At 63.3% G+C, this 22,879-nt stretch carries 23 protein-coding genes; 9 read left to right on the plus strand and 14 right to left on the minus strand.

Annotation, left to right across the window (positions count from 1 at the left end; genetic code table 11):
• Window positions 1-405: 405 nt before the first annotated feature.
• From AB4037_RS01870 to AB4037_RS01880, 3 genes are read right to left on the minus strand one after another with little or no spacing between them, the layout of a single operon-like run.
• Window positions 406-1,224 (minus strand): ABC transporter permease subunit, encoded by an 819-nt coding sequence (locus tag AB4037_RS01870; RefSeq protein WP_434957769.1) that lies wholly within the window; start codon window positions 1,222-1,224, stop codon window positions 406-408.
• Window positions 1,221-2,159 carry an ABC transporter permease subunit gene (locus AB4037_RS01875; protein ID WP_441770341.1) on the minus strand — a complete coding sequence of 313 codons (939 nt, stop codon included), beginning with the start codon at window positions 2,157-2,159 and terminating at the stop codon, window positions 1,221-1,223. The genes AB4037_RS01870 and AB4037_RS01875 overlap by 4 nt, the downstream gene beginning before the upstream one ends.
• Window positions 2,160-2,171: 12 nt before the next feature.
• Window positions 2,172-3,359, minus strand: coding sequence for an ABC transporter ATP-binding protein (locus tag AB4037_RS01880; RefSeq protein WP_441770342.1), 1,188 nt, complete (start codon window positions 3,357-3,359; stop codon window positions 2,172-2,174).
• A gap of 350 nt (window positions 3,360-3,709) precedes the next feature.
• Here AB4037_RS01880 and AB4037_RS01885 point away from each other — a divergent pair, with 350 nt between their 5' ends.
• The 3 genes from AB4037_RS01885 to AB4037_RS01895 all read left to right on the plus strand — a co-directional run bounded on the left by AB4037_RS01885 (window position 3,710) and on the right by AB4037_RS01895 (window position 8,162).
• Window positions 3,710-5,143: a glutamine synthetase family protein gene (locus AB4037_RS01885; RefSeq protein WP_434957766.1), complete on the plus strand. Its 1,434-nt coding sequence runs from the start codon at window positions 3,710-3,712 to the stop codon at window positions 5,141-5,143.
• Between the two features lie 113 nt (window positions 5,144-5,256).
• The gene (locus AB4037_RS01890; RefSeq protein WP_441770527.1) at window positions 5,257-6,546 is read left to right on the plus strand and encodes an NAD(P)/FAD-dependent oxidoreductase; all 1,290 of its coding nucleotides are present in this window, start codon (window positions 5,257-5,259) and stop codon (window positions 6,544-6,546) included.
• A 281-nt stretch (window positions 6,547-6,827) separates the two neighbouring features.
• Entirely contained in the window at window positions 6,828-8,162 is a 1,335-nt protein-coding gene (locus tag AB4037_RS01895; RefSeq protein WP_441770343.1) for an SGNH/GDSL hydrolase family protein, read from the plus strand.
• Between the two features lie 68 nt (window positions 8,163-8,230).
• Here AB4037_RS01895 and AB4037_RS01900 read toward each other — a convergent pair whose 3' ends face one another.
• From AB4037_RS01900 to AB4037_RS01910, 3 genes are read right to left on the minus strand one after another with little or no spacing between them, the layout of a single operon-like run.
• Entirely contained in the window at window positions 8,231-9,478 is a 1,248-nt protein-coding gene (locus AB4037_RS01900) for a Zn-dependent hydrolase (RefSeq protein ID WP_441770344.1), read from the minus strand.
• Window positions 9,475-10,005, minus strand: coding sequence for an L-2-amino-thiazoline-4-carboxylic acid hydrolase (locus tag AB4037_RS01905; RefSeq protein ID WP_434957763.1), 531 nt, complete (start codon window positions 10,003-10,005; stop codon window positions 9,475-9,477). Before AB4037_RS01905 ends, AB4037_RS01900 begins: the two co-directional genes overlap by 4 nt.
• Before the next feature lie 25 nt (window positions 10,006-10,030).
• Window positions 10,031-10,750 (minus strand): aspartate/glutamate racemase family protein, encoded by a 720-nt coding sequence (locus tag AB4037_RS01910; protein ID WP_434957762.1) that lies wholly within the window; start codon window positions 10,748-10,750, stop codon window positions 10,031-10,033.
• Window positions 10,751-10,932: 182 nt separating this feature from the next.
• On the opposite strand from AB4037_RS01910, the gene AB4037_RS01915 reads away from it, so the two are divergent.
• The gene (locus AB4037_RS01915) at window positions 10,933-11,397 is read left to right on the plus strand and encodes an Lrp/AsnC family transcriptional regulator (RefSeq protein ID WP_434957761.1); all 465 of its coding nucleotides are present in this window, start codon (window positions 10,933-10,935) and stop codon (window positions 11,395-11,397) included.
• A gap of 5 nt (window positions 11,398-11,402) precedes the next feature.
• Here AB4037_RS01915 and AB4037_RS01920 read toward each other — a convergent pair whose 3' ends face one another.
• The 5 genes from AB4037_RS01920 to AB4037_RS01940 all read right to left on the minus strand — a co-directional run bounded on the left by AB4037_RS01920 (window position 11,403) and on the right by AB4037_RS01940 (window position 14,519).
• The gene (locus tag AB4037_RS01920; RefSeq protein ID WP_441770345.1) at window positions 11,403-11,960 is read right to left on the minus strand and encodes a TetR/AcrR family transcriptional regulator; all 558 of its coding nucleotides are present in this window, start codon (window positions 11,958-11,960) and stop codon (window positions 11,403-11,405) included.
• Between the two features lie 102 nt (window positions 11,961-12,062).
• Window positions 12,063-12,536, minus strand: coding sequence for a nuclear transport factor 2 family protein (locus tag AB4037_RS01925; RefSeq protein ID WP_441770346.1), 474 nt, complete (start codon window positions 12,534-12,536; stop codon window positions 12,063-12,065).
• 80 nt (window positions 12,537-12,616) lie between these two features.
• A complete protein-coding gene (locus AB4037_RS01930) occupies window positions 12,617-13,687 on the minus strand; it encodes an Ldh family oxidoreductase (RefSeq protein ID WP_441770347.1) in 1,071 nt (356 codons plus the stop codon).
• Window positions 13,684-13,899, minus strand: coding sequence for a DNA gyrase inhibitor YacG (yacG, locus tag AB4037_RS01935; protein WP_434957757.1), 216 nt, complete (start codon window positions 13,897-13,899; stop codon window positions 13,684-13,686). Before yacG ends, AB4037_RS01930 begins: the two co-directional genes overlap by 4 nt.
• Window positions 13,896-14,519 (minus strand): Maf family nucleotide pyrophosphatase, encoded by a 624-nt coding sequence (locus AB4037_RS01940; protein ID WP_434957756.1) that lies wholly within the window; start codon window positions 14,517-14,519, stop codon window positions 13,896-13,898. The genes yacG and AB4037_RS01940 overlap by 4 nt, the downstream gene beginning before the upstream one ends.
• A gap of 348 nt (window positions 14,520-14,867) precedes the next feature.
• On the opposite strand from AB4037_RS01940, the gene AB4037_RS01945 reads away from it, so the two are divergent.
• Window positions 14,868-15,317, plus strand: coding sequence for a hypothetical protein (locus AB4037_RS01945; protein ID WP_441770348.1), 450 nt, complete (start codon window positions 14,868-14,870; stop codon window positions 15,315-15,317).
• 88 nt (window positions 15,318-15,405) lie between these two features.
• On the opposite strand, the gene AB4037_RS01950 is transcribed toward AB4037_RS01945, so the two are convergent.
• The 3 genes from AB4037_RS01950 to AB4037_RS01960 all read right to left on the minus strand — a co-directional run bounded on the left by AB4037_RS01950 (window position 15,406) and on the right by AB4037_RS01960 (window position 18,347).
• Window positions 15,406-16,257 carry an oxidoreductase gene (locus tag AB4037_RS01950; RefSeq protein WP_441770349.1) on the minus strand — a complete coding sequence of 284 codons (852 nt, stop codon included), beginning with the start codon at window positions 16,255-16,257 and terminating at the stop codon, window positions 15,406-15,408.
• A 129-nt stretch (window positions 16,258-16,386) separates the two neighbouring features.
• Window positions 16,387-17,382, minus strand: a complete 996-nt coding sequence (locus AB4037_RS01955) for a Gfo/Idh/MocA family protein (RefSeq protein WP_434957753.1) — start codon at window positions 17,380-17,382, stop codon at window positions 16,387-16,389.
• Complete coding sequence (locus AB4037_RS01960) at window positions 17,379-18,347, minus strand: Gfo/Idh/MocA family protein (protein ID WP_434957752.1); 969 nt, start codon at window positions 18,345-18,347, stop codon at window positions 17,379-17,381. Before AB4037_RS01960 ends, AB4037_RS01955 begins: the two co-directional genes overlap by 4 nt.
• 98 nt (window positions 18,348-18,445) lie before the next feature.
• Here AB4037_RS01960 and AB4037_RS01965 point away from each other — a divergent pair, with 98 nt between their 5' ends.
• The 4 genes from AB4037_RS01965 to AB4037_RS01980 all read left to right on the plus strand — a co-directional run bounded on the left by AB4037_RS01965 (window position 18,446) and on the right by AB4037_RS01980 (window position 22,868).
• Entirely contained in the window at window positions 18,446-19,180 is a 735-nt protein-coding gene (locus AB4037_RS01965) for a FadR/GntR family transcriptional regulator (RefSeq protein WP_434959689.1), read from the plus strand.
• Between the two features lie 49 nt (window positions 19,181-19,229).
• Window positions 19,230-20,807, plus strand: coding sequence for an ABC transporter substrate-binding protein (locus AB4037_RS01970; protein WP_441770350.1), 1,578 nt, complete (start codon window positions 19,230-19,232; stop codon window positions 20,805-20,807).
• A gap of 218 nt (window positions 20,808-21,025) precedes the next feature.
• Complete coding sequence (locus AB4037_RS01975; RefSeq protein ID WP_434957750.1) at window positions 21,026-21,985, plus strand: ABC transporter permease; 960 nt, start codon at window positions 21,026-21,028, stop codon at window positions 21,983-21,985.
• Window position 21,986: 1 nt separating this feature from the next.
• Complete coding sequence (locus AB4037_RS01980) at window positions 21,987-22,868, plus strand: ABC transporter permease (protein ID WP_441770351.1); 882 nt, start codon at window positions 21,987-21,989, stop codon at window positions 22,866-22,868.
• Window positions 22,869-22,879: the final 11 nt, after the last annotated feature.

Below are 22,879 nucleotides of genomic sequence, written 5' to 3' on the forward strand. Positions count from 1 at the left end.
CAGGAAAGAACAGAATCAAACATGTAAAGCAACGATTCCGACTACCAATGTTCCATTCCCTGGTACAATTTTGCTCCTCATTTCTTTGATGTTGCTCCCTTTTTCTGACGGGGAACACCCAAAAACTGAGGTGCGCGGCGGTTATTCACCTGGTCTGATGTCGTATTCGTCATCAGAGGCGAGCCCCGACTCCACGATTGATGAGGCATGCTATTCAACAAAATATAACATCGCAAGAGCGATTATGTTAGAAAATGTTAGAATCTGTCTCGGCCCGTGAATCTACAGTGAAGCGATGGGTGGTTCGGCCATTGCCACGTTGGGACATGCCCGTAAATGACAAGGCCCCCGCCCCGTGGAGGGGGCGAGGGCCTGAAGCTTCGGGCTGCTGATGGTTGGGCCGGATCAGCCGGCTGCGGCCAACCTCTCGGCGCGTTCGCGCTCCTTCTCCGCACGGCTGGTATAGATGGCGGCGGCCACCACCCCGAGGGCGACCACGGCCAGCATCAGCGTGCAGGCGGCATTGATCTCCGGCGTCACGCCGAGGCGCACGGACGAATAGATGCGCATCGGCAGCGTGTTCCAGCCCGGGCCGGAAGTGAAGCTGGCGAGCACGAGATCATCGAGCGACAAGGTGAAGGCCAGCATCCAGCCCGAGATCACGGCCGGCGCGATGATCGGCAGCGTGATCAGGAAGAAGGCTTTGAAGGGATGGCAGCCCAGATCCAGGGCCGCCTCTTCGATGGAGCGGTCGAAGCTGAGCAGACGCGACTGCACCACCACGGTCACGAAGCACATGGTGAGTGTGACATGGGCCAGGGTGATGGTCCAAAAGCCGCGGTCGATGCCCAGCGAGATGAAGAACAACAGCAATGACAGGCCGATGATGATCTCGGGCATCACCAGCGGCGCATAGACCATGGCCGAAAAAGTCATGCGGCCGCGGAAGCGTCCCATGCGCACCAGAACCACGGCGGCGAGCGTGCCGAGTATGGTGGCGATGGTGGCTGATACGGCGGCCACGATCAGCGTGATCTTGGCGGCGTTCATGAAGGCTTCGTCGTGGAAGAGTTCGACGTACCAGCGCGTCGACCAGCCGCCCCAGACCGTCACCAGCTTGGAGTCGTTGAACGAATAGATCACCAGGATCACGATCGGCAGGTAGAGGAAGGCCAGGCCGAGGGCGACCGAGGTCATGCTGAACCAGGAGGAACCCTTTCTCATCGGTCGGTCTCCAGCGCCTTGGCTTGGCTGTGCTGATAATAGGTGATCGGCACGACCAGGATAATCAACAGGATCACGGCGACGGCGGAGGCCGCCGGCCAGTCGCGGTTGGAGAAGAACAGGTCCCACATCTGCTTGCCGATCATCAGCGTGGAAGATCCGCCGAGCAGATCCGGGATGACGAATTCGCCGACCGCCGGAATGAAGCAGAGCATGCAGCCGGCGATCACGCCGGGCAGGGAGAGCGGGAAGGTCACCAGCCAGAAGGCCTTGATCGGCTTGCAGCCGAGATCGGCCGCCGCTTCCAGGAGAGTGTCATCCATTTTCTCCAGGGTCGAATAGAGCGGCAGGATCATGAAGGGCAGGTAGGAATAGACGATGCCGATGAAAATCGCCCAATTGGTGTTGAGGATCTGCAGGGGCTGGTCGATGATGCCGAGCTTGATCAGCGCCAGGTTGAGCAGGCCCTCCGGCTTGAGAATGCCGATCCAGGCATAGACGCGGATCAGGAACGAGGTCCAGAACGGCAGGATCACCAGCATCAGCAGGGTTGGACGCACGCTCTTGGGGGCACGCGCCATGCCATAGGCGATGGGATAGCCGACGATCAGCAAGAGGATCGTCGAGACCAAGGCGATCATCACGCTGGACAGGTAGGCTTTCAGATAGAGCGTATCGCCGTCCTCGCCCCAGATGTTGAACATCGTCCAGTAATTGTCGAGGTTCAGCTCGGAGATGAAGCCCGTAAAGCTCTGCCAGGTGCCGTCGAAATTGAAGACCGGTGTATAGGGCGGCTGTCCCAGCGCCGTCTGGCTCAGCGAGATCTTCAGCACCATCAGGAAGGGCAGGGCGAAGAAGATCGTCAACCACAGATAGGGAATGGCGATCACCCCGGTGCGTCCGGAGAAGAAGCCCTTTCGGGTCTTGTCGGTCATCCCGCCGCCCTCCTATTTGGTCAGGACGACGCCGGCATCCGGCGCAAAGCTGACATGAACCTTGTCTTCCCAGGTGATCGGGCGCTCGACGAAGCGGCTCATATTGGCCTGCGACACCCGGATGCGCTGGCCGGTGCCGGCGATGTCGACGAGATAATTGGTCCAGTCGCCGAGATAGCCGATGTCGAAGACCTCTCCCGCCAGCCAATTGCCCGGTGTGGTGGGCGCATCGAGCGAGATGCGCATCTTTTCGGGGCGGATGGCCAGGAAGACGTTCTGGCCGACGGAGCAGCTTTCGGCGCTGTCGACACTGAAGGCCTGGCTGCTCGGCGAAGTAATGGTGAGGGAACTGCCGTTCTGGGCGGAAATCTTGCCTTCGAGGATGTTGATGTTGCCGATGAAGTCGGCGACATAGCGTGAATTGGGCTGCTCGTAGATTTCGCCGGGCGGCGCCACTTGCACCAGCTTGCCATGGTCCATGACCGCGATGCGGTCGGACATCGTCATCGCCTCTTCCTGGTCGTGCGTGACGATGACGAAGGTGATGCCGAGCTCGACCTGGATGTCCATCAGCTCAAACTGGGTTTCCTCGCGCAATTTCTTGTCGAGGGCGCCCAGTGGCTCGTCGAGCAGCAGCACCTTGGGCTGTTTGGCGACGGCACGGGCAAGGGCGACACGCTGGCGCTGGCCGCCGGAGAGCTGGTGCGGCTTGCGGCTGGCGAATTTCTCCAGCTTGACCAGCTTCAGCATCTGCCCGACGCGCGTGTCGATCTCGGCCTTGGGCATCTTGTCCATCTTCAGGCCGAAGGCGATATTGTCGGCCACGCTCATATGCGGGAACAGCGCGTAGGACTGGAACATCATGTTGACCGGGCGTTCATAGGGCGGGACGCCGGCCAGATCCTTGCCCGCCAGGGTGATGCGTCCGCCCGTCGGCTGTTCGAAGCCGGCCAGCATGCGCATCAAGGTGGTCTTGCCGCAGCCAGAGGGGCCGAGCAGGGAGAAGAATTCACGTTGATGGATGTCCAGCGAAACGTCGTTCACCGCCACGAAATCGCCAAAACGCTTGGTGACGTTCTCGAAGCGAATGAGGGGAACGGCGGTTGGATCGGACCAGGGTTGGAATTTCCGGCGAACGCCCCCGATCGCCTTCTGCGACTTCACGGGCGCCGTAGCGCCATCCCCGCCTGTATCACGCATGGTATCCCATCTGTTTGTGGTGATTGGTTCCAGCCTAGACCGGGAAGTCGGCGGTGGTCTACAGGGGAAATGCGATTCAACGCAAAAATGTGATCACATTTTTTGTGATCACATTTTTTGGCCAACCCATTTGACTTTTGGACGCGGCTAAAGGCAGTGTGCGCCAGCGTCGGTCCACCGATGCCTCTTTTGCGCGTCTTCCCCGATGCGCGGCGCGTGCGCCTCCGCCCTCCTAAACCAAGGGCCCGAACCGGAGGTTAGTCGCGTGATGGCCCCTCGTGGGCTGTCAAACAGGTCGCCGGCGCTTGTTTCGGGTCGCCGCTCCGCATTTCCTGCGGGGTGGAAGCCGCATGTGTGCGACGATGAGCAAAAAGAAAAAGTCAGACAAGCCCGAGCATTCTAGCGTGCCGGATATCGAATCCGCGCGTGGCATCTCCGGTATGGAGAACGCGAGAGACTGGTTTCGCGCCCGCAATATCGAGGAAATCGAGTGCCTCGTTCCAGACCAGGGCGGGGTGGCCCGCGGCAAGATCATGCCGGTGTCGAAATTCCTGGCCTCGCCGGTGATGAACCTGCCGCTTTCGATTTTCTATCAGTGCATCACCGGCGAATATCCCGCCTATGACGGTCTGGTGGACGCGGTGGAAGCCGATACCGACATGTTCATGCAGCCTGATTGGTCGACCCTGACCGCGGTGCCGTGGGCGATGGATCCGACAGCGCAGGTCATTCACGACGCGATGACGCGCGACGGCCGCCCCGTCGAGCAGGCGCCCCGCCAGGTGCTGCGCCGCATCCGCGAACTCTACCGCAAGAAGGGCTGGCAGCCGGTGGTGGCGCCGGAGATCGAGTTCTATCTGGTCGAGCCCAACACCGATCCCGACTATCCGCTGAAGCCGCCGATCGGCCGATCCGGCCGCCCGGAACTTGGACGTCAGGGCTATTCGATTTCGGCCGTCAACGAATTCGACGCCCTGTTCGAGGACATCTACAAATATTCGGAACATCAGGGCCTGGAGATCGACACGCTGATCCACGAGGACGGCGTGGCGCAGATGGAGATCAATCTGCGCCATGGCGATCCGCTTGAACTGGCCGACCAGGTCTTCCTGTTCAAGCGCACCATCCGCGAGGCCTCGCTGCAGCACAAGATCTATGCCACCTTCATGGCCAAGCCCATGTCGGGCGAGCCGGGCTCGGCGCTGCACATCCACCAGTCGATCGTCGACGCCGAAAGCGGCCAGAACATCTTCTCCGATCCGGAGACGGGCGGGCCGACCCCGCTGTTCTTCTCCTTCCTGGCCGGCCAGCAGAAATATCTGCCGGCGATCATGTGCATGCTGGCGCCCTATGTGAACTCCTACCGCCGGCTGACGCGCGATTCCATGGCACCGATCAACGTGCAATGGGGCTATGACAACCGCACGGCGGGCCTGCGTGTGCCGCCCTCGGGCCCCGACGCAAGGCGCGTCGAGAACCGGGTTCCTTCCTCGGACGCTAATCCCTATCTCGCCATCGCCGCGAGCCTGGCGGCCGGCTATCTCGGCATGACCGAAGAACTCGATGCGACGGCGCCGATCGAGTCGGATGCCAAGAACCGCGATTTCGAGCTGCCCCAGAGCCTGCTCGAGGCGGTCGCGGAAATGGACGAGAGCGAGGCGATCCGCCAGGTGATGGGGACTTCCTTCGTCACCGCCTATGCCGCGATCAAACGCCAGGAACACGAGACCTTCATGAAGGTGATCAGCCCCTGGGAACGCGAGCATTTGCTCTTGAACGTGTAGAATTCGAAGCGCGGACTTTCACAGCGACATGCCGGCATGTCGCGATGTCCGCTCTTCCCATCGCTTGGCATAACGTTTCCAAGGGCGGACAGGATGTCCGCGCTCCCAGGATCATGACCGACAACACCGGCCATCCGGCCAATTCCTATTACACCGCCACCGCCAACCGCCTTCCCGCCCAGCCTCAGCTCCTAGGCGAGGAGCGGGCCGATGTCTGTATCGTCGGCGCCGGCTATACCGGGCTCGGCGCCGCGCTCGCCTTCGCCGAAAAAGGGCTTTCGGTGATCGTGCTCGAGGCTGCCGAGATCGGCTCGGGAGCCTCGGGGCGCAATGGCGGCCAGGTTCATTCGGGCCAGCGCCGCGACCAGGATTATCTGGAGAAACTGGCGGGCCTGGACGGCGCCAAAGCGTTATGGCGGATGGCGGAGGACGCCAAGGCCCATCTCAAGGGCCTGATCGTCAGGCACCAGATCGCCTGCGACTACAAGCAGGGCATCCTGATCGCCGACCACAAGCCGCATTATGTGGCGATGTCGCACGCTTATGCCGAGAAGCTCAGGACGGTCTACGGCTATGACAAGGTCGAGGCCATCGGCAAGGCCGAGCTCGACGCCGTCCTCGGTGCGACCGGTTATTACGGTGGCTTCGTCGATCATGATGGCGGCCATCTCCATCCACTGAACCTGGCTCTGGGGCTGGGCGCGGCCGCGATTGGCGCCGGTGTGCGGATCTTCGAGCGTTCGCGTGCCGTCAGCTACCGGGCCGAGGGCAGCAGGGCGGTGGTCCGTACTGCGCAAGGCAGCGTTTCCGCCGACTGGCTGATCCTGGCGGGCGATGGCTACCTCTCCGGGCTCGACGCCTATACCGAGGCGCGGGTGATGCCGATCAACAATTTCATCTTGGCGACCGAACCTTTCTCGGACAATGAAGCCAGGGCCTTGATCGCCAACGATTATGCCGTGGCCGACAGCCGCTTCGTGGTGAACTATTATCGCCTGTCGGCTGATCGACGCCTGATCTTCGGCGGCGGCGAGAACTATCGCTCGGGCTTTCCGGCCGACATGAAGGCCTTCGTACGCAAGCGCATGCTCAAGGTCTTCCCCCAGCTTGCCGACAAGCGCATCGACTATGCCTGGGGCGGCACGCTCGGCATCACCGCTACGCGTCTGCCCTTCGTGCGGCGGCTGGCGCCCAACGTGCTGACGGCCTCGGGCTATTCGGGGCAGGGGGTGATGCTGGCGCCCTATTTCGGCAAGATCCTGGCGGATGTCACCGCCGCCACCCTCGGCGAGTTCGACCGCCTGGCAGCATTGCCGACACCGCCCTTCCCGGGCGGGCGCCTGCTGCGCTGGCCGACCCTGGTGGCCGGCATGAGCTATTATGCGCTGAGGGACCGGCTCTGAGCCCCCGGGCGAGGCGTGTTCGAGCGGAACGCGTTTTGCCCCATGCCAGGTTTAAGCGGTTCCACACAGGGATCCGACACGTCGACCGCCACGCTCCGGCCTCTCGCCCATCGGGCCGGTGCGAGCATGCCGGCCGGTATTCAGCTTGCAAGATCCAGGAAAACGTCACACTCTCCCGGCGCTTTAGAAGTCTCCCGGGCTGCAATGCCGGATACTTCATCTCTATACGCAATCAAGACAACGTCATTCTACAATATTGTCAAAGCGGGATGGAAAGCGCCATGGTTTCCTATTCGGATTATTATTGGCCCGGATTAAGTCTGCATCGGATCACGCATGCCAGATTGATCGGATGGGCCGCCAGGACTTCATTTGTCGCGGGGACACTGACCCTGGCCGTGGCTGCGACCCCGGCAAGCGCGGAAGGCCCGGAGCCTTGGATCACGACATGGGCCGCCACGCCAGCCCCACGCTGGGCCGAGGAATTGCCGGCGCCCTTCGATGTGCCCGAGGTGCTCGGCGATCAGACCGTCCGCCAGATCGCACGCATCAGCGTCGGGGGCGAACAGGTGCGTGTCGTCATCTCCAACGAGTTCGGCACGCGTCCGGTTGCGATTGGCTCGGCCAGCGTGGCGCTGTCCAAGGGCGGCAGCGCCATCGACGAGGGCTCCGTGAAGCCGTTGACTTTCGGCGGTAAGCCATCGGCCGTCATTCCGCCCGGCGCGCCCCTGCTCAGCGACCCCGTGGATCTGCCGGTCAAGGCCCTGTCGAGCCTGGCGGTCAGCTTCTACCTGCCCAACAGGGCCGGCATCACCTCCGTTCATTGGGATGGGGCCCAGACCGGCTATGTGTCAGAGCCCGGCGACAAGACCAAGGAGGCCGATTTTAAGGCGGTGAGCACCAACAAGTCGCGCCTGCTGCTCAGCCGTATCCTGACCACGGCCAAGCCGGAGTCGAAGGCCATCGTATTCTTCGGCGATTCCATCACCGATGGCGCCTGTTCTTCGCCGGACAAGAACAATCGCTGGCCCGATCATATCGCCGAGCGGCTGCAGGCCGAGGGGCATCAGGATGTTGCGGTGGTCAACGAAGCCTATTCGGGCAATCGCGTGCTCTCCAACGGCATGGGAACCAACGCCCTAAGCCGGTTCGACATGTCGGTGCTCAGCCATCCCAAGGTTTCGACCGTGGTGATGATGATGGGGATCAACGATATCGGCTGGCCGGGCAAGGATGCCATCACCCCGGCCGATCCCGAACCGACGGCCGAGGACGTGATCGCCGGCTACAAGCAGATCATCGATCGCGCCCATGCCCATGGCATCCGTTTCGTCGGCGTCACCCTCTCGCCCTTCGTCGACACCTTCAAGGGGTTGCCGACCGCCGGTTACTACACGCCGGAGAAGGAAAAGATCCGCCAGGAGGTGAATGCCTGGATCCGGGCCAACAAGACGGCGGACGGGCTGATCGACTTCGACAAGGTATTGCAGGATACAAAGGATTCCAGTCGCATCAATCCTGCCTATGATTGCGGCGACCACCTGCATCCCAACGACGCCGGCTACGAGGCCATGGCCAAGGCCGTCGATCTCGGTGTGCTGGTACCCAAGCAGTAGCAGAGAGATGCAAAGGCCCCGGCGGCGCTATTGCGCCGGGGACGCTCTACGGCGTCTGACGGGTGGCGCTAGGCCAGCCGACGGTCGAGTTTGAGAAGGGTGCGCAGCAGCACCTCGGCGCCGTCGGCGCATTGCCGGGGCGATGAATATTCGCGTTCATTGTGGGAAAGCCCGTCGCGGGACGGGATGAAGATCATCGCCGTCGGCGCGAGGGTCGCCAGATGGGCGGCGTCATGGCCGGCGCCGGATGCGATGTCGCGGCAGGACAGGCCGCAATCGGCGGCGGCCTGGCGGACAGCATCGATGCAGGCGGGATCGAAAGCGACCGGTTTCTTGGCCCAGATCCGCTCGATGCGGCTGTCGGTCTGGCCGGCAACGGCCTGTCGCAATGCTGTTTCCATAGCTTCCAGCCCGGCTTTGCCGGGATGGCGCATGTCGATCTGCAGGCTGACCCGACCCGGAACGACATTGCGGGAGTTCGGGAAGACACCGGCGCGGCCGACCGTCAGCACGCCGGGGGCATGGGCGCGGCCGATCGCCTCGACATCGAGGATCAGGCGGGCGGCGGCGGTCAGCGCATCGCGCCGGTTCGCCATCGGGGTCGAGCCGGCATGGGATTCGGTGCCTTTGATCTCCACGTCGAACCAGCGCAGGCCCTGCACGCCGGTGACGGCGCCGATCGCGATCCCCTCGGCCTCCAGAACGGGTCCTTGTTCGATGTGGAGTTCGACATAGGCGGCCGGATTCTCCGTATGGGATCGGCTGCCGCGATAGCCGATGGAGTCGAGGGCCTGGCCGACACTGACGCCGGACTGGTCGCGGATCGCGAGCGCCTCGTCGAGCGCGATGGCGCCGGCATGCACGCCCGAGCCGAACATGGCCGGGGAAAAGCGCGAGCCTTCCTCATTGGTCCAGTTCACCACCGTCAGCGGGTGCTCGGTGACAAGGCCTGAGCTCTTCAGGGCGCGGAGAGCGGCGAACCCGGCCAGCACGCCGAGGATGCCGTCATAGCGCCCGCCACCTGGCTGGGTGTCGAGGTGGCTGCCGGTCATGATGGCGGGCAGGGCGGCATTGCGCCCGGGATAGGAAGCGAACAGATTGCCGATCGGATCGATGGTCACGCTGCAGCCGAGCTCGCTGGCGCGGGCAACGAACCAGTCCCGGACGGCCTTGTCCTCCGGCGTCAGCGTGAGGCGGGAGACGCCGCCATTCCCTGTGCCACCGAAACGGGCGGTGGCCTCGATATCGGCATTGAGCTGCGCCGCATCGAGGAGGGGCGTCGGGCCGATCCGGCTGGCGAGAGGCTGGTCCATCATTCCGCCTTGGCGGCTTCTTGCAGCTTGTAGCGGAAATTGCAGTGGCTGGAGCCGTCCATGATCGTCTGCGTGCGCTCGAGTGTGATACGCGGATCGTAGCCCGTGCAGAACACGCCGTCGCGGTTGCAGGACAACAGGTGCCCGATCTTGCCGAGCCCCATCTCCTTGTAGGTCTCGGCATAGCGGCAACGATGGACGTTGTAGTCGAACTCGGTGTCGGTGGCCTTGACTACCTCGATCACCAGCGCGTCGTCCTGGGTCCACAGGGCCTGCAAATCCTGGAAACTGCGCAGATCGGTGCCGCCCGGGGTCTTGGCGGCAAAGCTGCGGCCGGCCGCGATGGCGGCCTTGCGGATGGCGGAATCAAGGATCGACTGCGCCAGTTCCTCGCCGAGGCGTTCACGCATTTCCTCATAGATCGGCGCGATGATGCCGGCCTCGATCCGCCGGCGGGCGAGAATGCCGATCTCGCCCTCCATGACGGCCTTCGCGCTTTCCGTCCTGTCGGGATCTGCTGCCTGCTTCATGACCTGCCTCCTGTTCGCTGATCCATCATGCTGCCAGTTGGGCAGCGTTGGGGCCTGGCGCAAGCGAAAAATCGACGGCGGCGGCCGCGTGGATCGTGGTGGAGTCGAAGCCGGGCAGGCCGAGGCTGTCGGGGGAGAGGATCAGGCAGATCTCGGTGCAGCCAAGGATCACGCTGTCGGCGCCTTCGGCCTTGGCCCGCTCGATCAGGGCCTCGAGCTTGCGGCGCGAGCTATCCTTCACCAATCCGGCGCAGAGTTCGGAGAAGATTACATCATGCACGATGGCCCGGCCCTCGGCATCGGGAACCATCACCTCGATGCCATGCTGGCCCATGCGGTCGGCGTAGAAGCCGTGTTCCATGGTGTAACGGGTGGCGAGCAGGAGAGGCCGGCTGCGGCCGGCTGCGGTCAATGCCTTGGCGGTTTCGTCGATGATGTCGATCAGCGGACAGGCGATCGCCTCCTGCACCGGGCGGGCAACCAGATGCATGGTGTTGGTGCAGATCAGCACGCAGCCGGCACCGGCGCCTTCGAGGTCGCGGGCCACGCTTGCCAGCCTCTCGGCCGCCACATCCCAGCGTCCGGCCTTCTGCATGTCGACGATATCCTGGAAATTCACCGAATGCAGCATGACCTCGGCCGAATGCAGGTCGCCGCGCCGAGCGCGCACTGCCTCGTTGATGAGCTTGTAATAGATCGCCGAACTCTCGAAGCTCATGCCGCCGATCAGGCCGATTTTCCGCATATCCGTCTCCCATCCGGGGTTGATTATCATGCCTGAATAATGCCTCGAAATGGATGAAAATGGTTTGCATTTTTTGGGCGTTTGGGATGCTGAAGGAACAAGTATATTGCGTCTGAAATTAGAACAGGCAAAGATTTTGCGTCGTAGATTTCTTCTACACAATCTGGATGCGTGAGGGAGTCATGAAGCTCGACCATCGGGACAAACAGATCCTGGCCCTGCTGCAGCTCCAGGCCGACCATCCTCTCGCCGATCTCGCCGAGAAGACTCATCTATCGCCCTCGGCTTGCTGGCGGCGCGTCAAGCGCCTGGAGGAGGAGGGCTACATTGTGCGGCGCGCGGCGCTGCTCGATCGCAAGAAGGTGGGGCTGCCGACCACGGTCTATGTCATGGTCCGCACGGCGAACCACTCACTGGATTGGCTGGAGCGTTTTCGCGCTCTCGTCGCCGACACGCCGGAGATCGTCGAAATGCACCGCCTCACGGGGGATATCGACTATCTGCTCAAGATCGTGCTGCCCGACGTCGAAAGCCTCGACCTGGTCTACAAGAAGCTGGTCGCCAAGCTGCAATTCAACGACATCTCTTCCTATATCTCGATGGAGATGTTCAAGGACACTACGGTGCTGCCGCTGTCCAATGCCTGAAGGCTTCAGCGCAACGGAATGAGCGCTTTCAGCCGCGCCAGCCTGCGGCCGAACAGGGAGGGGTTGCCGAGGGCGCGCGCCGTCACCAGCGCCCCCTGGATGCCGGCGACGATGTCCTCAGCAAGTTCGCTTGCGGAATCCGGATCTTTGCCGAGGCGCTGCAGGGCTTGCGCCAGCGCGTCGCGCCATTCGGCGAAATAGCCGTTGATGCGCTCTGCGAAACGGTCACGCACATCCGACAGGGCAAACACGCCGACGATGCAGACACGCCCGCCCGAATGGAAATAGCGGTCCGTCGCCTCGAACATGGCCGCGATCGCCACTTCAGGATCCGCAGTGGTCCGCAATGGCTCGAAGACATGAGTGCGGAACCAGCCGTCGATATGGTCGAGCACGGCGCCCGCCATCTCCTCCTTCCCGCCCGGGAAGAAGTTGTAGAGGCTGCCCTTGCCAAGGCCCGTCTGCTGGCCGATGAGGGCGAGACTGGCGCCCTCATAACCATGGCTGCGAAAGACCTCGGTGAGGGCGGGCAGGATGTCGGCGCGCTCGCGGACCGTCTTCATCTAGAGCGTTTTCCAGAAAAGTTGACAGACTTTTCGATTAAGAAAAAGCGTCAAAACAAAGAGTTAGAGCAAAACGACTATTCGGAGAGAAGTCGTTTTGCTCTAAAGGCCGAGATCGCTGAGTCCGGGATGGTCGGCGGGGCGCGGAGCGCTGCGATCCCAGCGGAACTTGCGCTCGCTCTCGCGGATCGGCACATCGTTGATGGACGCATGGCGCACTGCCATCAGGCCGTTCTCGTCGAATTCCCAGTTCTCGTTGCCATAGGAGCGGAACCAATTGCCGGCATCGTCATGCCATTCGTAGGCAAAGCGCACGCCAATGCGGTTGTCGCCATAGGCCCACAACTCCTTGATCAGGCGATAGTCCTGCTCACGCTGCCATTTGCGAGTGAGGAAGCTCACGATCTCCGTGCGTCCGGTCAGGAAATCGGAGCGGTTACGCCAGCGGCTGTCAGTCGTGTAGGCGAGCGAGACGCGCTCGGGATTGCAACTGTTCCAGCCATCCTCGGCGGCGCGGATCTTTTGTATCGCCGCTTCCCGGGTGAAGGGAGGCAGCGGCGCGCGTTGTTCGGGCATGGCAATTTCCTTATCTGTACCGGTTGGTACAATGCGGACCAATCGGTACAAGAGTCAAGAACTTCCTTGGAGCGCGGACTTCACGCCTTCTGCGGCAAGGTCAGCCCATATTTGGCGGCGAGCTCGACGAAGGCCTCCTCGCTGACGGGATCGACCGGCACACCCTTGCGCGCCCGTTCTTCCTCCACGGCCCATTCGCGATCACCCGGCGCCATCGGCTTGCCGCTCGCGCCCTCGGCCGGCATGGCGGCGCGGATATTGGCGAGGTAGCGTGTCATGATCGCGCCATAGATCTCGGGTGCGATGAAGGCCGAAGGATTGATGGCGAGGGCGAAGCCTCCCATGTCGCGTGGAGCGCCGGTCGAGGGCTGGCCGTACATCGGCACCAGCTCGGTGGAGAGTGCCATGCCGGTGAGGGGGGCGGACAGGATCTCCACCAGCCCGGCGAGCGCGGCGCCCTTGAAACCCTGCTCGCCGCCTACCGGTGAGAGCACGCGGGCCGCTTCGGGATCTGTGGTGTTGACGCCCTTCTCGTCGACGGCCACGCCCTGAGGCAGAGTGAGGCCGAGCGAACGGTAAAGCAGCACGCGGTTTTGCGGGATTGCGCTGGTCGCCATGTCCATCAGCCAGGGGCGCTGGCCGGGGACCGGGGCGCCGATGGCGATCGGGCTGGTGCCATGGAAGGCGTCACGCCCGTCGAACAGCCGCACGGCTGCGTCGGAATTGGCGGTGAGCAAGCCGATGAAACCCTGTTCGGCAGCCCACATCGGATAGGCACCGGCAGCGCCCATATGGGAGGAGCGCTGGATGGTGACGGCGCCGATGCCCTGCGTCCTGGCGATGTCGACGGCCACTTCCATGGCCCGGTAGCAGGCCAGGTGTCCGATGGCGCCATCCGCATCGAGAATGGCCGTCGCACCTTCGCCGCGTGATACTTCGAGCTGCGGATGGCCGTTGATCTCGCCACTGGCCAGCACCGAGAGGTAATAGGGCAGCAGTCGGACGCCATGGCTGTCCACGCCGAGGCGCGAGGCATGCATCATGGCGCGGGTGGCGGCCCGTGCCGAGGGCACGTCGGCTCCGCCGGCCAGGAGGGCGGATTCGAGAAAGGGTTCGAGGCTGCTACTCGTATAACGCTGCGGTTCGCTCATCGGTCATGCTCTGTCTTCGGATAATCATCCTGGTCGCTCGGATCGACTTTGTCGGTCTCCTCGCCGGGAATGGCGTAGACGCCCTTCAGCCAGCGCGACAGGTCGATGTCGGCGCAACGCTTCGAGCAGAAAGGCTTGCTGGCCTCGACGCTGGGCTTGCCGCAGATCGGGCATTTGCGCTTGCGCAGAGGGGTTGGGGTCGGTTCGCTCACAATTCGTCCCTCCAGGTACCACGGACCGGGAAGCCCGCCCCTTCGAGAAGGCTCACCGTCTCATAGAGCGGCAGGCCGACGACATTGGTGTAGGATCCGACAAGTCGCAATACGAACACGCCGGCGCGGCCTTGGATGGCGTAGCCGCCCGCCTTGCCGTGCCATTCGCGGGAATCGAGATAGGCATTGAGCTCGTCGTGCGACAGATGCTTGAAGCGCACCCGTGTTTCCACCAGCCGGGTCCGGATTGTGCCATGCGGATCGGCGACGGCGACACCGGTCATCACGATATGGCTGCGGCCCGACAACAGGCTGAGGCAGGCTTCGGCATCCTCGCGGGTCTCGGCCTTTGGCAGGATCCGCCCGGTGCAGGCCACCACCGTGTCGGCCGACACCGTATAGGCGCCGGCAAGATCGGGCCGGCTGGCGAGAGTGGTCAGGGCCGCCTCGAGCTTGCCCCTGGCAAGCCGCTGCACCAGCATGCGCGCCGCCTCGCCACGCCGGGGCGTTTCATCGATATCGGTGGGCAGCAAGGCATCCGGCTCGCAACCTGCCTGCTCGAGCAGGGCATGACGGCGCGGGCTGGCGGAAGCGAGGACGAGCTTGGGACGGTCAGTCATGACAGGCGCAATAGCAGGATTCGTCCTGTTTGGACCAGAGTTGGCTGAGAATTAGAACCCAGGCCCTGGGGCTGCGGTTTGTCTTCCTGGGAGGAAGCGTCATTCGAAAAGCGCAGTCGGTTTATAAAAAGTTCCGCAGGGAACAGAGGTTGACCCCGCATCTATACTAAGTCCTCCCGACACTTATAAATGCCGTGGCATGTATTTCATTGCGAGGGGCTGAGGAGTTCTTGCCGAGCACGAAAGCAAGCTCGAATGATCTCCGACGATTTCGATTGAATCGTGAACAGGGAAGGGGCTGGCATGCAACATAAAGGTTATATCGCTTTCGTGGCGGCGAGTATTGCTATGCTCCCGATCGGAAGCGCGAAAAGCGAGGTCATCGGCCGTTACGACCTGGGGCAATGGGTGATCGAAGCCAATGCCAGCAATGGCCGCTTCGAATATTGCGCTTCCAGCGGCAAATACTCCAGGGGAGCGGCGGTGCATTTCCTGCTGACCCGCGAGACGGCCTGGGGCATGGTCATCGAGAATCCGAACTGGAACTGGGTCAGGGATTCGCGCGGCGATGTCACCTATTGGGTCGACAATTACCGCTCGCGTGCCAGTGGCGCCAAAGCCACGGCGCCGACCCGGCTGCTAATTCCGCTGGCCGACTCGACCCAGCTCTTCCAGGAGATCCGCGGCGGCCGGGTCCTCTATTTCCAGCCTCGCGGCAACAAGTCCTTCTCGGTCACCCTGAACGGCACATCGTCGGCGTTGAGCGCGCTGATGCAATGCGTGGCTCGCTATCGCTAGGGCGCCTTGCGATTCTCGGCGATCCCGTCAAATCGCACGACGCCTTAGGCAAGGCCGGAGGCGGCGCGCATGAATGGCGCCGTTCCGCTTACTGTCCTTCGGGATAATCGGCGCCCTTGGTCACCTCTTCCCAGGCATCGAAGTTCTGCGTGAGTTGGGCGATCTTGGTACGCGCGCCTTCGAGTGCGATGTTGCCGAGCAGCAGGCGCAGGGGCGGGCTGTCGGCTTCGACGGCCTTGATGATCGCCTGGGCGGCGCGCACGGGGTCGCCAGGCTGATGGCCGCTATAGCCGCGAATCTGGCTCTGGCGGGCGCCGGAGGTCTCGCGATAGGCGTCGATGGTCTGCGGCGCCTCGTTGGCCGAGCGCCCGGCCCAATCGGTCCGGAACGGGCCGGGCTCGACGATCAGCACCTTGAGGCCGAGCGGAGCGACCTCCTGGGACAGGGCTTCCGACAGGGCCTCCACCGCGAATTTGGTGGCGGTGTAGAAGCTGACGGAGGGGGCCGCCCGAAGCCCGCCGAGCGAGGAGATGTTCACGATGGTTCCCGAGCGCTGCTCGCGCATCGCCGGAAGCGCAGCACGCGTCATCGCCGTCAGGCCCCAGACATTGATGTCGAACATCTTGTGGACCTCGCCGAGGTCGCTTTCCTCGAACGAGCCGAAATAGCCGATGCCCGCATTGTTCACGAGGACGTCGATGCGGCCGAACCGCTCCAGTGCCACGGCCAGGGCGGCATCGATATCGGCCTGCTTCGTCACGTCGAGCTTGAGCACCAGCGCCGTGTCCCCGAACTCCATGACGAAGTCCTCGAGCTGGGCAGGGTTGCGGGCCGTGACCACGGTGGGATAGCCCAGCGAAAGCGTATGGCGCGCCAGTTCGCGGCCGAAACCGGTGGAGCAGCCGGTGATGAACCAGACGGGCTTTGCAATTTCTGACATGACAATCTCTTTGGAAAGCAAAGGTGAGGCATCTTACATAGAAGCAGGGGCCTGTCTCAATAAGCGCGGTAAAATCATATAGGCCATATAGTTTGGCTGATGAATAGCCGGCTTTTAATTGTCCTTTTTTTAACCATATCGGGTCAGGACTATCTCCCGCCTTTCGGTGTTGGCGCGGTTGGCAGCGTCGAGGCAGGCGATCAGGTGTCGTGCATAGGCCCCATCGACGGGAACCGGCGTGTTTCCCTCGATGGCCGCCGCCATGGCCCGCCATTCGGCTTCGACGGCACGCTGCATCCAGTCGGGATCGGCGGAATGGGCGATCGGGGTCCACGTGCCGCCACGCCCGATCGAGACGCCGTGCTCGAAATCGATGCGTAGCGTGCCGCCTTCGCAGACGAGATCCATGGCGAAGCTCACGGCGCCATCGCGATAGCCGATGCTGGCGACCTGGCCGATGCGCCCATCCGTGAAGCGCAGCAGCATCAAGGCACTGTCGTCAGCCTCCTGCCGGTGGAACCAGGTACCGGAGAGAGCGCTCACCGCGGCGATCTCGCCGCCCATCAGCCAGACCAGGCGGTCGAGGGCATGAATACCGGCCGTCATCAGCATGCCGCCGCCCGATGCGTGGGAGAGATGCCAGGGGCGCCGGTTGGCTTCCATCCACAATTTGATCATCCAGCTGCTGCCGAGCACCGGCTGGCCGAGCGTCCCGCTGTCGAGAATCTCCCGGGCGATGAGGCAAGGACGGGCGAAATGCATGACATGGCCCACCATCAGTTGAATGTCGGCCTGCTGAGCCGCAGCATTGATGGTGTCGCATTCGGCGATCGTCGGCGCCATTGGCTTTTCCAGGAGGATATGCTTGCCGGCCTCAGCCGCCGCCACGGCCATCTCGGCGTGCAACTGATGGGGCGTGGCAATGACGACGGCGTCGACGGCGGGATCGTCGAGCACTGCCCGCCAGTCGGTGTGGACGTTGCCACCATGTTCGCGGGCGAAGGTCTGCGCCGCCGCGGCGTCTTCGCGGCAGACGGCTGCGACACGCAGGCCCCGGGTTGCGGCGATCGCCTTGGCGTGAACCGTGCCGAAATGGCCTGCGCCGATGATGCCGATGCCGATCATGCCATCGCCGTCCCATAGGCCTCGTCGATCATTGCCATGGCCCGCCAATAATCCTCGATGCCGACGAGTGGGGCCTCGCCCCGCGACAGGCGGCCGAGCGTATCTGCCATGAAGGCTCTGTAGCGCTCGCCTGGCGGAAGGGGCGGTTCTTCGCGTGTGACCTCGTCGTCGAGCGTCGTGATGCGGCAATGGTCTCCGCGGTCGACGAGGTAGGCGTTTGCGCTGGAGACCCGCCATTCGAAGTCGCCGCCCGCCGCCATCGAGGCGTAGGTGTAGCCGGCCTCCACCGTGACGATCAGGCCCTGGCGGCTACGCAGGGTCACCACCGCATAGTCCTCGACCGCCTCGCCATGCAGATGGCCGAGAGAGGCGGAAACCAGTTCCAGGTCGCTGTCACCCGCCAGGGCCAGCGCGGCGTCGATGCCGTGGATACCGAGATTGCGCAAGGCGCCGCCGCCGCTGGCCTGCGGCGCCAGCAGCCAGGGCACGCCATCGATGCGATAGCGCTCCGGCGGCCCGTTCACGAGGCGGAACTGGGCGTGGGAAAGTCTGCCAAGCCGGTCGCTTGCGGCAAGTTCTGTCATGCGCGCCCAGATCGGGCTGCAACGATTGGGAAGCGGCACGGCGATGAAGGCGCCATGCCGGCCGCGGTCCCTGAGCGGTTCGAGTTCGGACGCTTTTAGCGCTGCCGGCTTCTCCAGCAGCACGGGCAGGCCCGCATCGACCAGGGCAAGCGCGCGCTCCACCAAACCTGCCGGCCTGCCCATCAACACCACGAGATCCGGCCGGGCCGCCACCACGGCTTCGAAGAAAAGATAGGCCTGAATGCCGTTTTCCAGGGCAAAGCGCGCTGCGATGTCGGCATCCTCGTCCCAGACGCCCGTAACGGTAGCTCCGGCATGATGGGCCGCCTCCCGTTGCATGCTCGCATGCCAATGTCCGACGCCGGCCAGGGCGATGCGCATGGTCGCTTCCTCCATCTTTTGAAGATTGACTTGACAGATATCCTACAAGTCAATCACTATCAAGCAACGGACAACGAGGCGGGCAAATGGCTGTAGACATGACGAGGGCAGGCAAGGTGAAGGCGATCAAGCCGCTCGACCGGCCGCCGCTTCTGCATGTCTCCGTGCAGGAGAGCCTGAAGAGCTATATCGCCGACAATCAGCTCGGGCCCGGTTCGGCGCTGCCGCCGGAAGGCTTCCTCGGGCAGCAATTGGGCGTCAGCCGCAATTCGGTGCGCGAAGCGATCAAGGCATTGGAGTCGGTCGGTATCCTGGAAACGCGCCGCGGTATCGGCGTCTTCGTCAAGGCCTTCTCCTTTGCGCCGCTGCTCGACAATCTCGCTTATGGCCTGGGCGGAGCCTTGCGCGAGGTCGAGGAGGTGCTGGAGATCCGCCGCGTGCTGGAAGTCGGCCTGATCGCCAAGACGATTGCGTTGATCGGCGAGGACGACGTCGAGGAATTGCGCCAGACGGTCGAGCAGATGCGCCAGGCCGCCGAGCGCAATCAGAGCTTCGCCGCGGAAGACCAGCGCTTCCACAATTTGCTGTTCCGCTGCCAGGACAATCGCATGCTGACCAGCCTGATCGATGTGTTCTGGCTGGCCTTCTACAAGGCCTCGGATTTCGTCAACCTGGCCAATATCGATCCGATGGCCACCTGGCAGGATCATTACGACATCTATGCCGCCGTGGCCGCGCGGGACGTCGAGGCCGCCCGCAGCCGCCTCGACCAGCATTATGACGGCATCGCCCGCCTGCTTGCGACCAGGAAGACAGCGCCGACGCCCGATTGAGGGCCTTGCGGCCGGCGCGATCAAACAACAAGAGACGAGGGGAGAGATCATGGCACTGAGGAAGATTGCGCTCGCGCTTTTGGCCGCGACGATCATGGCAATACCTGCCGCCGGACAGGCCCAAGCCGCCGACAGTCCGGCGATAACCGGCGCTTTCGATGTCGGCCCGGGCGGGTTCCAGGGCAATTTCAACCCCCTGGCGGCCACCGGTGGCTTCACCTGGCTCAATCTCTATTTCGAGCCTCTAGTCATCTATGACGGCAAGCTGGAGAAGATCGAGGGGGCGTTGGCCACCAAGTTCGATGTCAGTGCCGACCGGCTCTCCTACAGCTTTACCCTGGCCGACACCAAATGGCATGACGGTCAGCCCTTCACCTCGGCAGATGTGAAATTCACCATCGAAATCGCCAAGAACGGCGCTAGCGGCTCGGTCTTCGCCGCCCGCCTGGCGGCGATCCAGGCGGTCGAGACCCCGGATCCCCGTACCGTGGTCCTCAAGCTGTCGGCCCCCAATGCCGGCCTGCTCGACACGCTGACCCAGTTGATGATGCTGCCCCAGCACGCGCTCAAGGACATTCCGGCGGAGACGCTCGCCAAGAACCCCTGGTGGTCGAAGACGCCTGTTGGCACCGGCCCCTACAAGTTCTCGCGCTATGTCACAGACCAATATGTCGAACTCGCCGCCAATGACGATTATCGCGGCGGCAAACCGGTGACAGGGCGCATCATCAATCGCTATTTCGCCAATACGGCGGCAGCCGTAGCGGCCCTGCGCGCCGGGGAGATCAGCTTCAGCTATGTGGAGGCCGATGACGCCGCCTCCTTCAAGGGCAACGAAGCCTATCGCGTCATCGACGGCAATTCCTTCGTGGTCAATTATCTCGGCTTCAACCAGGAAGCGCCCCTGTGGAAGGACCTCAAGGTGCGCCAGGCGGTGATGCATGCCATCAACCGCGATGCGATCGTCCAGAGCCTCTATGGCGGGGCCGCCAAAACAGCCAATTGCGGCTATGTCGCGGACCGGCTTCAGTCAGCCGATCTCGACCCCTATGCCTATGATCCTGAAAAGGCCAAGCAATTGCTGGCCGAGGCCGGCTGGGACAAGATCAATGGCGACAAGCCGATCACCCTGCTGACCTATTACAATACCCCACAGGCCACCAATGTGCTTGCCGCCGTGCAGGCCATGTTGTCCCAGGTCGGCATCAACGTGGTGCCGCGTGCCGTCGACACGCCGACCTATAACGGCACCATCTATGCCCAGAAGCCGGATTGGTCGCAATTCCCGCTGGTCTATGCCGGCCTGCGCAACGGCCCGGATCCCGGCGGCCTCAACATGGGCCTCAACGAGAAGCAGATCCCGCCGCAGGGCGCCAATTTCCTGCGCATCAAGATGCCGTCGGTGAGTGGGGCCTTCGACGCGGCCTTGAACGAGGCCGATGACGCCAAGCAGGCCGAACGCTACCAGGCGGTGTGCAAGGCGATGAATGCGGACCTGCCCTGGGCGACGCTCTGGGTCGCCAACCGCTATGGCGTGGCTTCGAGCAAGCTCAAGAATTTCGTGTGGCTGCCCGCTCCCGGCGGTGGGCCTTATGCGGCTCATCCGGAGAAATGGGCGGTGGAATAGAGAGGCGAGAATCCCTCCCCGACTTCGGGGAGGGTGGGCCGGCAGAGCCGGCTCGGGTGGGGTAGAGTGGTGCGGTCTCGCCTTCTTCCGATCACCTACACCACTCTCCCCCTTCCGTCGACGCTACGCGTCGACACCTTCCCCGAAGTCGGGGAAGGATTCTCGCGCGCTATCCTGGAACCTCGATAGATCAAACCCCGCTCCCAACGAGGAACGCCATGCTGCGCTATTACCTCAATCGCCTGCTGGTCGGGGCCGCCATGCTCGTCGCCCTCAGCCTGCTGGTCTTCGTGCTGCTGCGCCTGGCGCCCGGCGATCCGATCGACGCCTATATCAATCCGAATGTCGCGATGTCGCAGGAGGAAATGGCAGCCGTGCGCAGCCGGCTCGGGCTCGACCGGCCTTTGCCGGTGCAATACGCCGCCTGGCTCGCCAGCGCCGCCAGGGGGGACCTGGGTTTCTCGCTGCAGCGCAATGGCGACACCGTGCTGGGCCTGATCGGCGACCGTATCGGACCGACACTGCTGCTGATGGGAGCAGGCCTGGCGATCGCCATCGTCGTCGGTATCGCCACGGGCATTCTCGGTGCTGTCAGGCGCAACTCACCGACGGATGTGAGTCTGTCGATCGCTGCCTTCTTCGGCATCTCCAGTCCAGCCTTCCTGACGGCCCTGGTCGGTCTCTACGTCTTCTCGGTGCTGCTGCGTTGGGCACCCTCGGGCGGCATGCTCACCCCGGGCGCGCCCTTTTCGGTGGGAGACCTGCTGCGCCATCTCATCCTGCCGGCCCTGCTGCTGTCGATCGGCCATGCTGCCCTGATCATGCGCTACATGCGCGCCTCGCTCTTGGAAGTTCTCAACCAGGACTATGTGCGCACCGCCCGCGCCAAGGGCGTCAAGGAGTTCTGGGTCATCGTCAAGCATGCGCTGCGCAACGCCCTGCTGCCGGTGGTCACGCTGATCGGCTCCACCATCGGCATTGCCGTGGGCGGCGCGATCTTCCTGGAAAGCGTGTTCAACTGGCCCGGCATGGGCCTGCTGCTGGTCAACGCGGTCTCGACCCGGGACTATCCGGTGATCATGGGGGCGACCCTGGTGGTGGGCGCCTGCGTCATCGTCGTCAACATCCTCACCGACGTCGCCTATGCGGCTGTTGATCCGCGCATCAAGGTTGCTTGAGATGGCGGTTTCGACACAGCTCCGGTCCCGCGGCAACGGCCCGCTCGCTCGGGCGATGAGACGCTTTGCCGCCAACTCAGTCACGCTGGTGGGCCTGGCCATTCTGCTGATCATGCTGGGGCTGGTGGTCTTCCATCCCTGGCTGCTGCGCTACAAGCCCAACGATATCGATCTCCTGGCCATCAACAAGGGCCCCAGCGCTGTCCATTGGTTTGGCACGGACGGTGTCGGGCGCGATATTCTCGCGCGCGTCCTGCGCGGCGGCCGCATCTCCCTGTTGGTGGCAGGCAGCTCGGTGGTGATCTCGCTGGTAATCGGCTACGTTGTCGGCGCGCTCGCCGCCATGGCCGGGCGCATCGTCGACGCCGTGGTCATGCGCCTGGTCGACCTTGCCATGACACTGCCGCCGGTGATCCTGTTGTTGGTGATCGCCTCGATCACCGGCGCCGGCATCGTCTCCACCATTGCCGTGATCTCGCTACTGTCCTGGCCGGTCCTGGCGCGCATGGTACGGGCCAGGCTGATGGAACTGCGCGAGCGCGACTTCGTCATCGCCGCGCGCGGCATGGGTGCCTCGCTCGGCCATCTGCTCTGGCGCCACGGCCTGCCGAACACGATCGACATCCTCGTCGTCTATGCCGCCCTGCAGTTCGCCGCCGCCATCCTGCTGGAGGCCGGCCTTTCTTTTCTCGGCCTCGGCATTCCGCCACCGGAAGCGAGCTGGGGCAACATGCTGAACGCCGCCCGCAGCACCGTCGTGCTGGAGCAATACCCCTGGCAATGGCTGTTCGCCGGAGGCGCCCTCGTCCTCACCGTGCTCGCCATCAATTTTGTCGGCGACGGCCTGCGCGATGCCTTCGATCCTCGTTCCGAACTCAACTGATTGCAAAAAGG

Origin of the sequence: Labrys sp. KB_33_2 (genome assembly GCF_052114505.1) — a bacterium.
Taxonomy (GTDB): domain Bacteria; phylum Pseudomonadota; class Alphaproteobacteria; order Rhizobiales; family Labraceae; genus Labrys.

What these genes read in the sequence shown, in the direction of transcription:
- AB4037_RS01870 (WP_434957769.1), bottom strand. Translation starts at nt 1,224, where the DNA reads ATGAGAAAGGGTTCCTCCTGGTTCAGCATGACCTCGGTCGCCCTCGGC.
- AB4037_RS01875 (WP_441770341.1), bottom strand. Translation starts at nt 2,159, where the DNA reads ATGACCGACAAGACCCGAAAGGGCTTCTTCTCCGGACGCACCGGGGTG.
- AB4037_RS01880 (WP_441770342.1), bottom strand. Translation starts at nt 3,359, where the DNA reads ATGCGTGATACAGGCGGGGATGGCGCTACGGCGCCCGTGAAGTCGCAG.
- AB4037_RS01885 (WP_434957766.1), top strand. Translation starts at nt 3,710, where the DNA reads ATGTGTGCGACGATGAGCAAAAAGAAAAAGTCAGACAAGCCCGAGCAT.
- AB4037_RS01890 (WP_441770527.1), top strand. Translation starts at nt 5,257, where the DNA reads ATGACCGACAACACCGGCCATCCGGCCAATTCCTATTACACCGCCACC.
- AB4037_RS01895 (WP_441770343.1), top strand. Translation starts at nt 6,828, where the DNA reads ATGGTTTCCTATTCGGATTATTATTGGCCCGGATTAAGTCTGCATCGG.
- AB4037_RS01900 (WP_441770344.1), bottom strand. Translation starts at nt 9,478, where the DNA reads ATGATGGACCAGCCTCTCGCCAGCCGGATCGGCCCGACGCCCCTCCTC.
- AB4037_RS01905 (WP_434957763.1), bottom strand. Translation starts at nt 10,005, where the DNA reads ATGAAGCAGGCAGCAGATCCCGACAGGACGGAAAGCGCGAAGGCCGTC.
- AB4037_RS01910 (WP_434957762.1), bottom strand. Translation starts at nt 10,750, where the DNA reads ATGCGGAAAATCGGCCTGATCGGCGGCATGAGCTTCGAGAGTTCGGCG.
- AB4037_RS01915 (WP_434957761.1), top strand. Translation starts at nt 10,933, where the DNA reads ATGAAGCTCGACCATCGGGACAAACAGATCCTGGCCCTGCTGCAGCTC.
- AB4037_RS01920 (WP_441770345.1), bottom strand. Translation starts at nt 11,960, where the DNA reads ATGAAGACGGTCCGCGAGCGCGCCGACATCCTGCCCGCCCTCACCGAG.
- AB4037_RS01925 (WP_441770346.1), bottom strand. Translation starts at nt 12,536, where the DNA reads ATGCCCGAACAACGCGCGCCGCTGCCTCCCTTCACCCGGGAAGCGGCG.
- AB4037_RS01930 (WP_441770347.1), bottom strand. Translation starts at nt 13,687, where the DNA reads ATGAGCGAACCGCAGCGTTATACGAGTAGCAGCCTCGAACCCTTTCTC.
- AB4037_RS01940 (WP_434957756.1), bottom strand. Translation starts at nt 14,519, where the DNA reads ATGACTGACCGTCCCAAGCTCGTCCTCGCTTCCGCCAGCCCGCGCCGT.
- AB4037_RS01945 (WP_441770348.1), top strand. Translation starts at nt 14,868, where the DNA reads ATGCTCCCGATCGGAAGCGCGAAAAGCGAGGTCATCGGCCGTTACGAC.
- AB4037_RS01950 (WP_441770349.1), bottom strand. Translation starts at nt 16,257, where the DNA reads ATGTCAGAAATTGCAAAGCCCGTCTGGTTCATCACCGGCTGCTCCACC.
- AB4037_RS01955 (WP_434957753.1), bottom strand. Translation starts at nt 17,382, where the DNA reads ATGATCGGCATCGGCATCATCGGCGCAGGCCATTTCGGCACGGTTCAC.
- AB4037_RS01960 (WP_434957752.1), bottom strand. Translation starts at nt 18,347, where the DNA reads ATGCGCATCGCCCTGGCCGGCGTCGGACATTGGCATGCGAGCATGCAA.
- AB4037_RS01965 (WP_434959689.1), top strand. Translation starts at nt 18,446, where the DNA reads ATGACGAGGGCAGGCAAGGTGAAGGCGATCAAGCCGCTCGACCGGCCG.
- AB4037_RS01970 (WP_441770350.1), top strand. Translation starts at nt 19,230, where the DNA reads ATGGCACTGAGGAAGATTGCGCTCGCGCTTTTGGCCGCGACGATCATG.
- AB4037_RS01975 (WP_434957750.1), top strand. Translation starts at nt 21,026, where the DNA reads ATGCTGCGCTATTACCTCAATCGCCTGCTGGTCGGGGCCGCCATGCTC.
- AB4037_RS01980 (WP_441770351.1), top strand. Translation starts at nt 21,987, where the DNA reads ATGGCGGTTTCGACACAGCTCCGGTCCCGCGGCAACGGCCCGCTCGCT.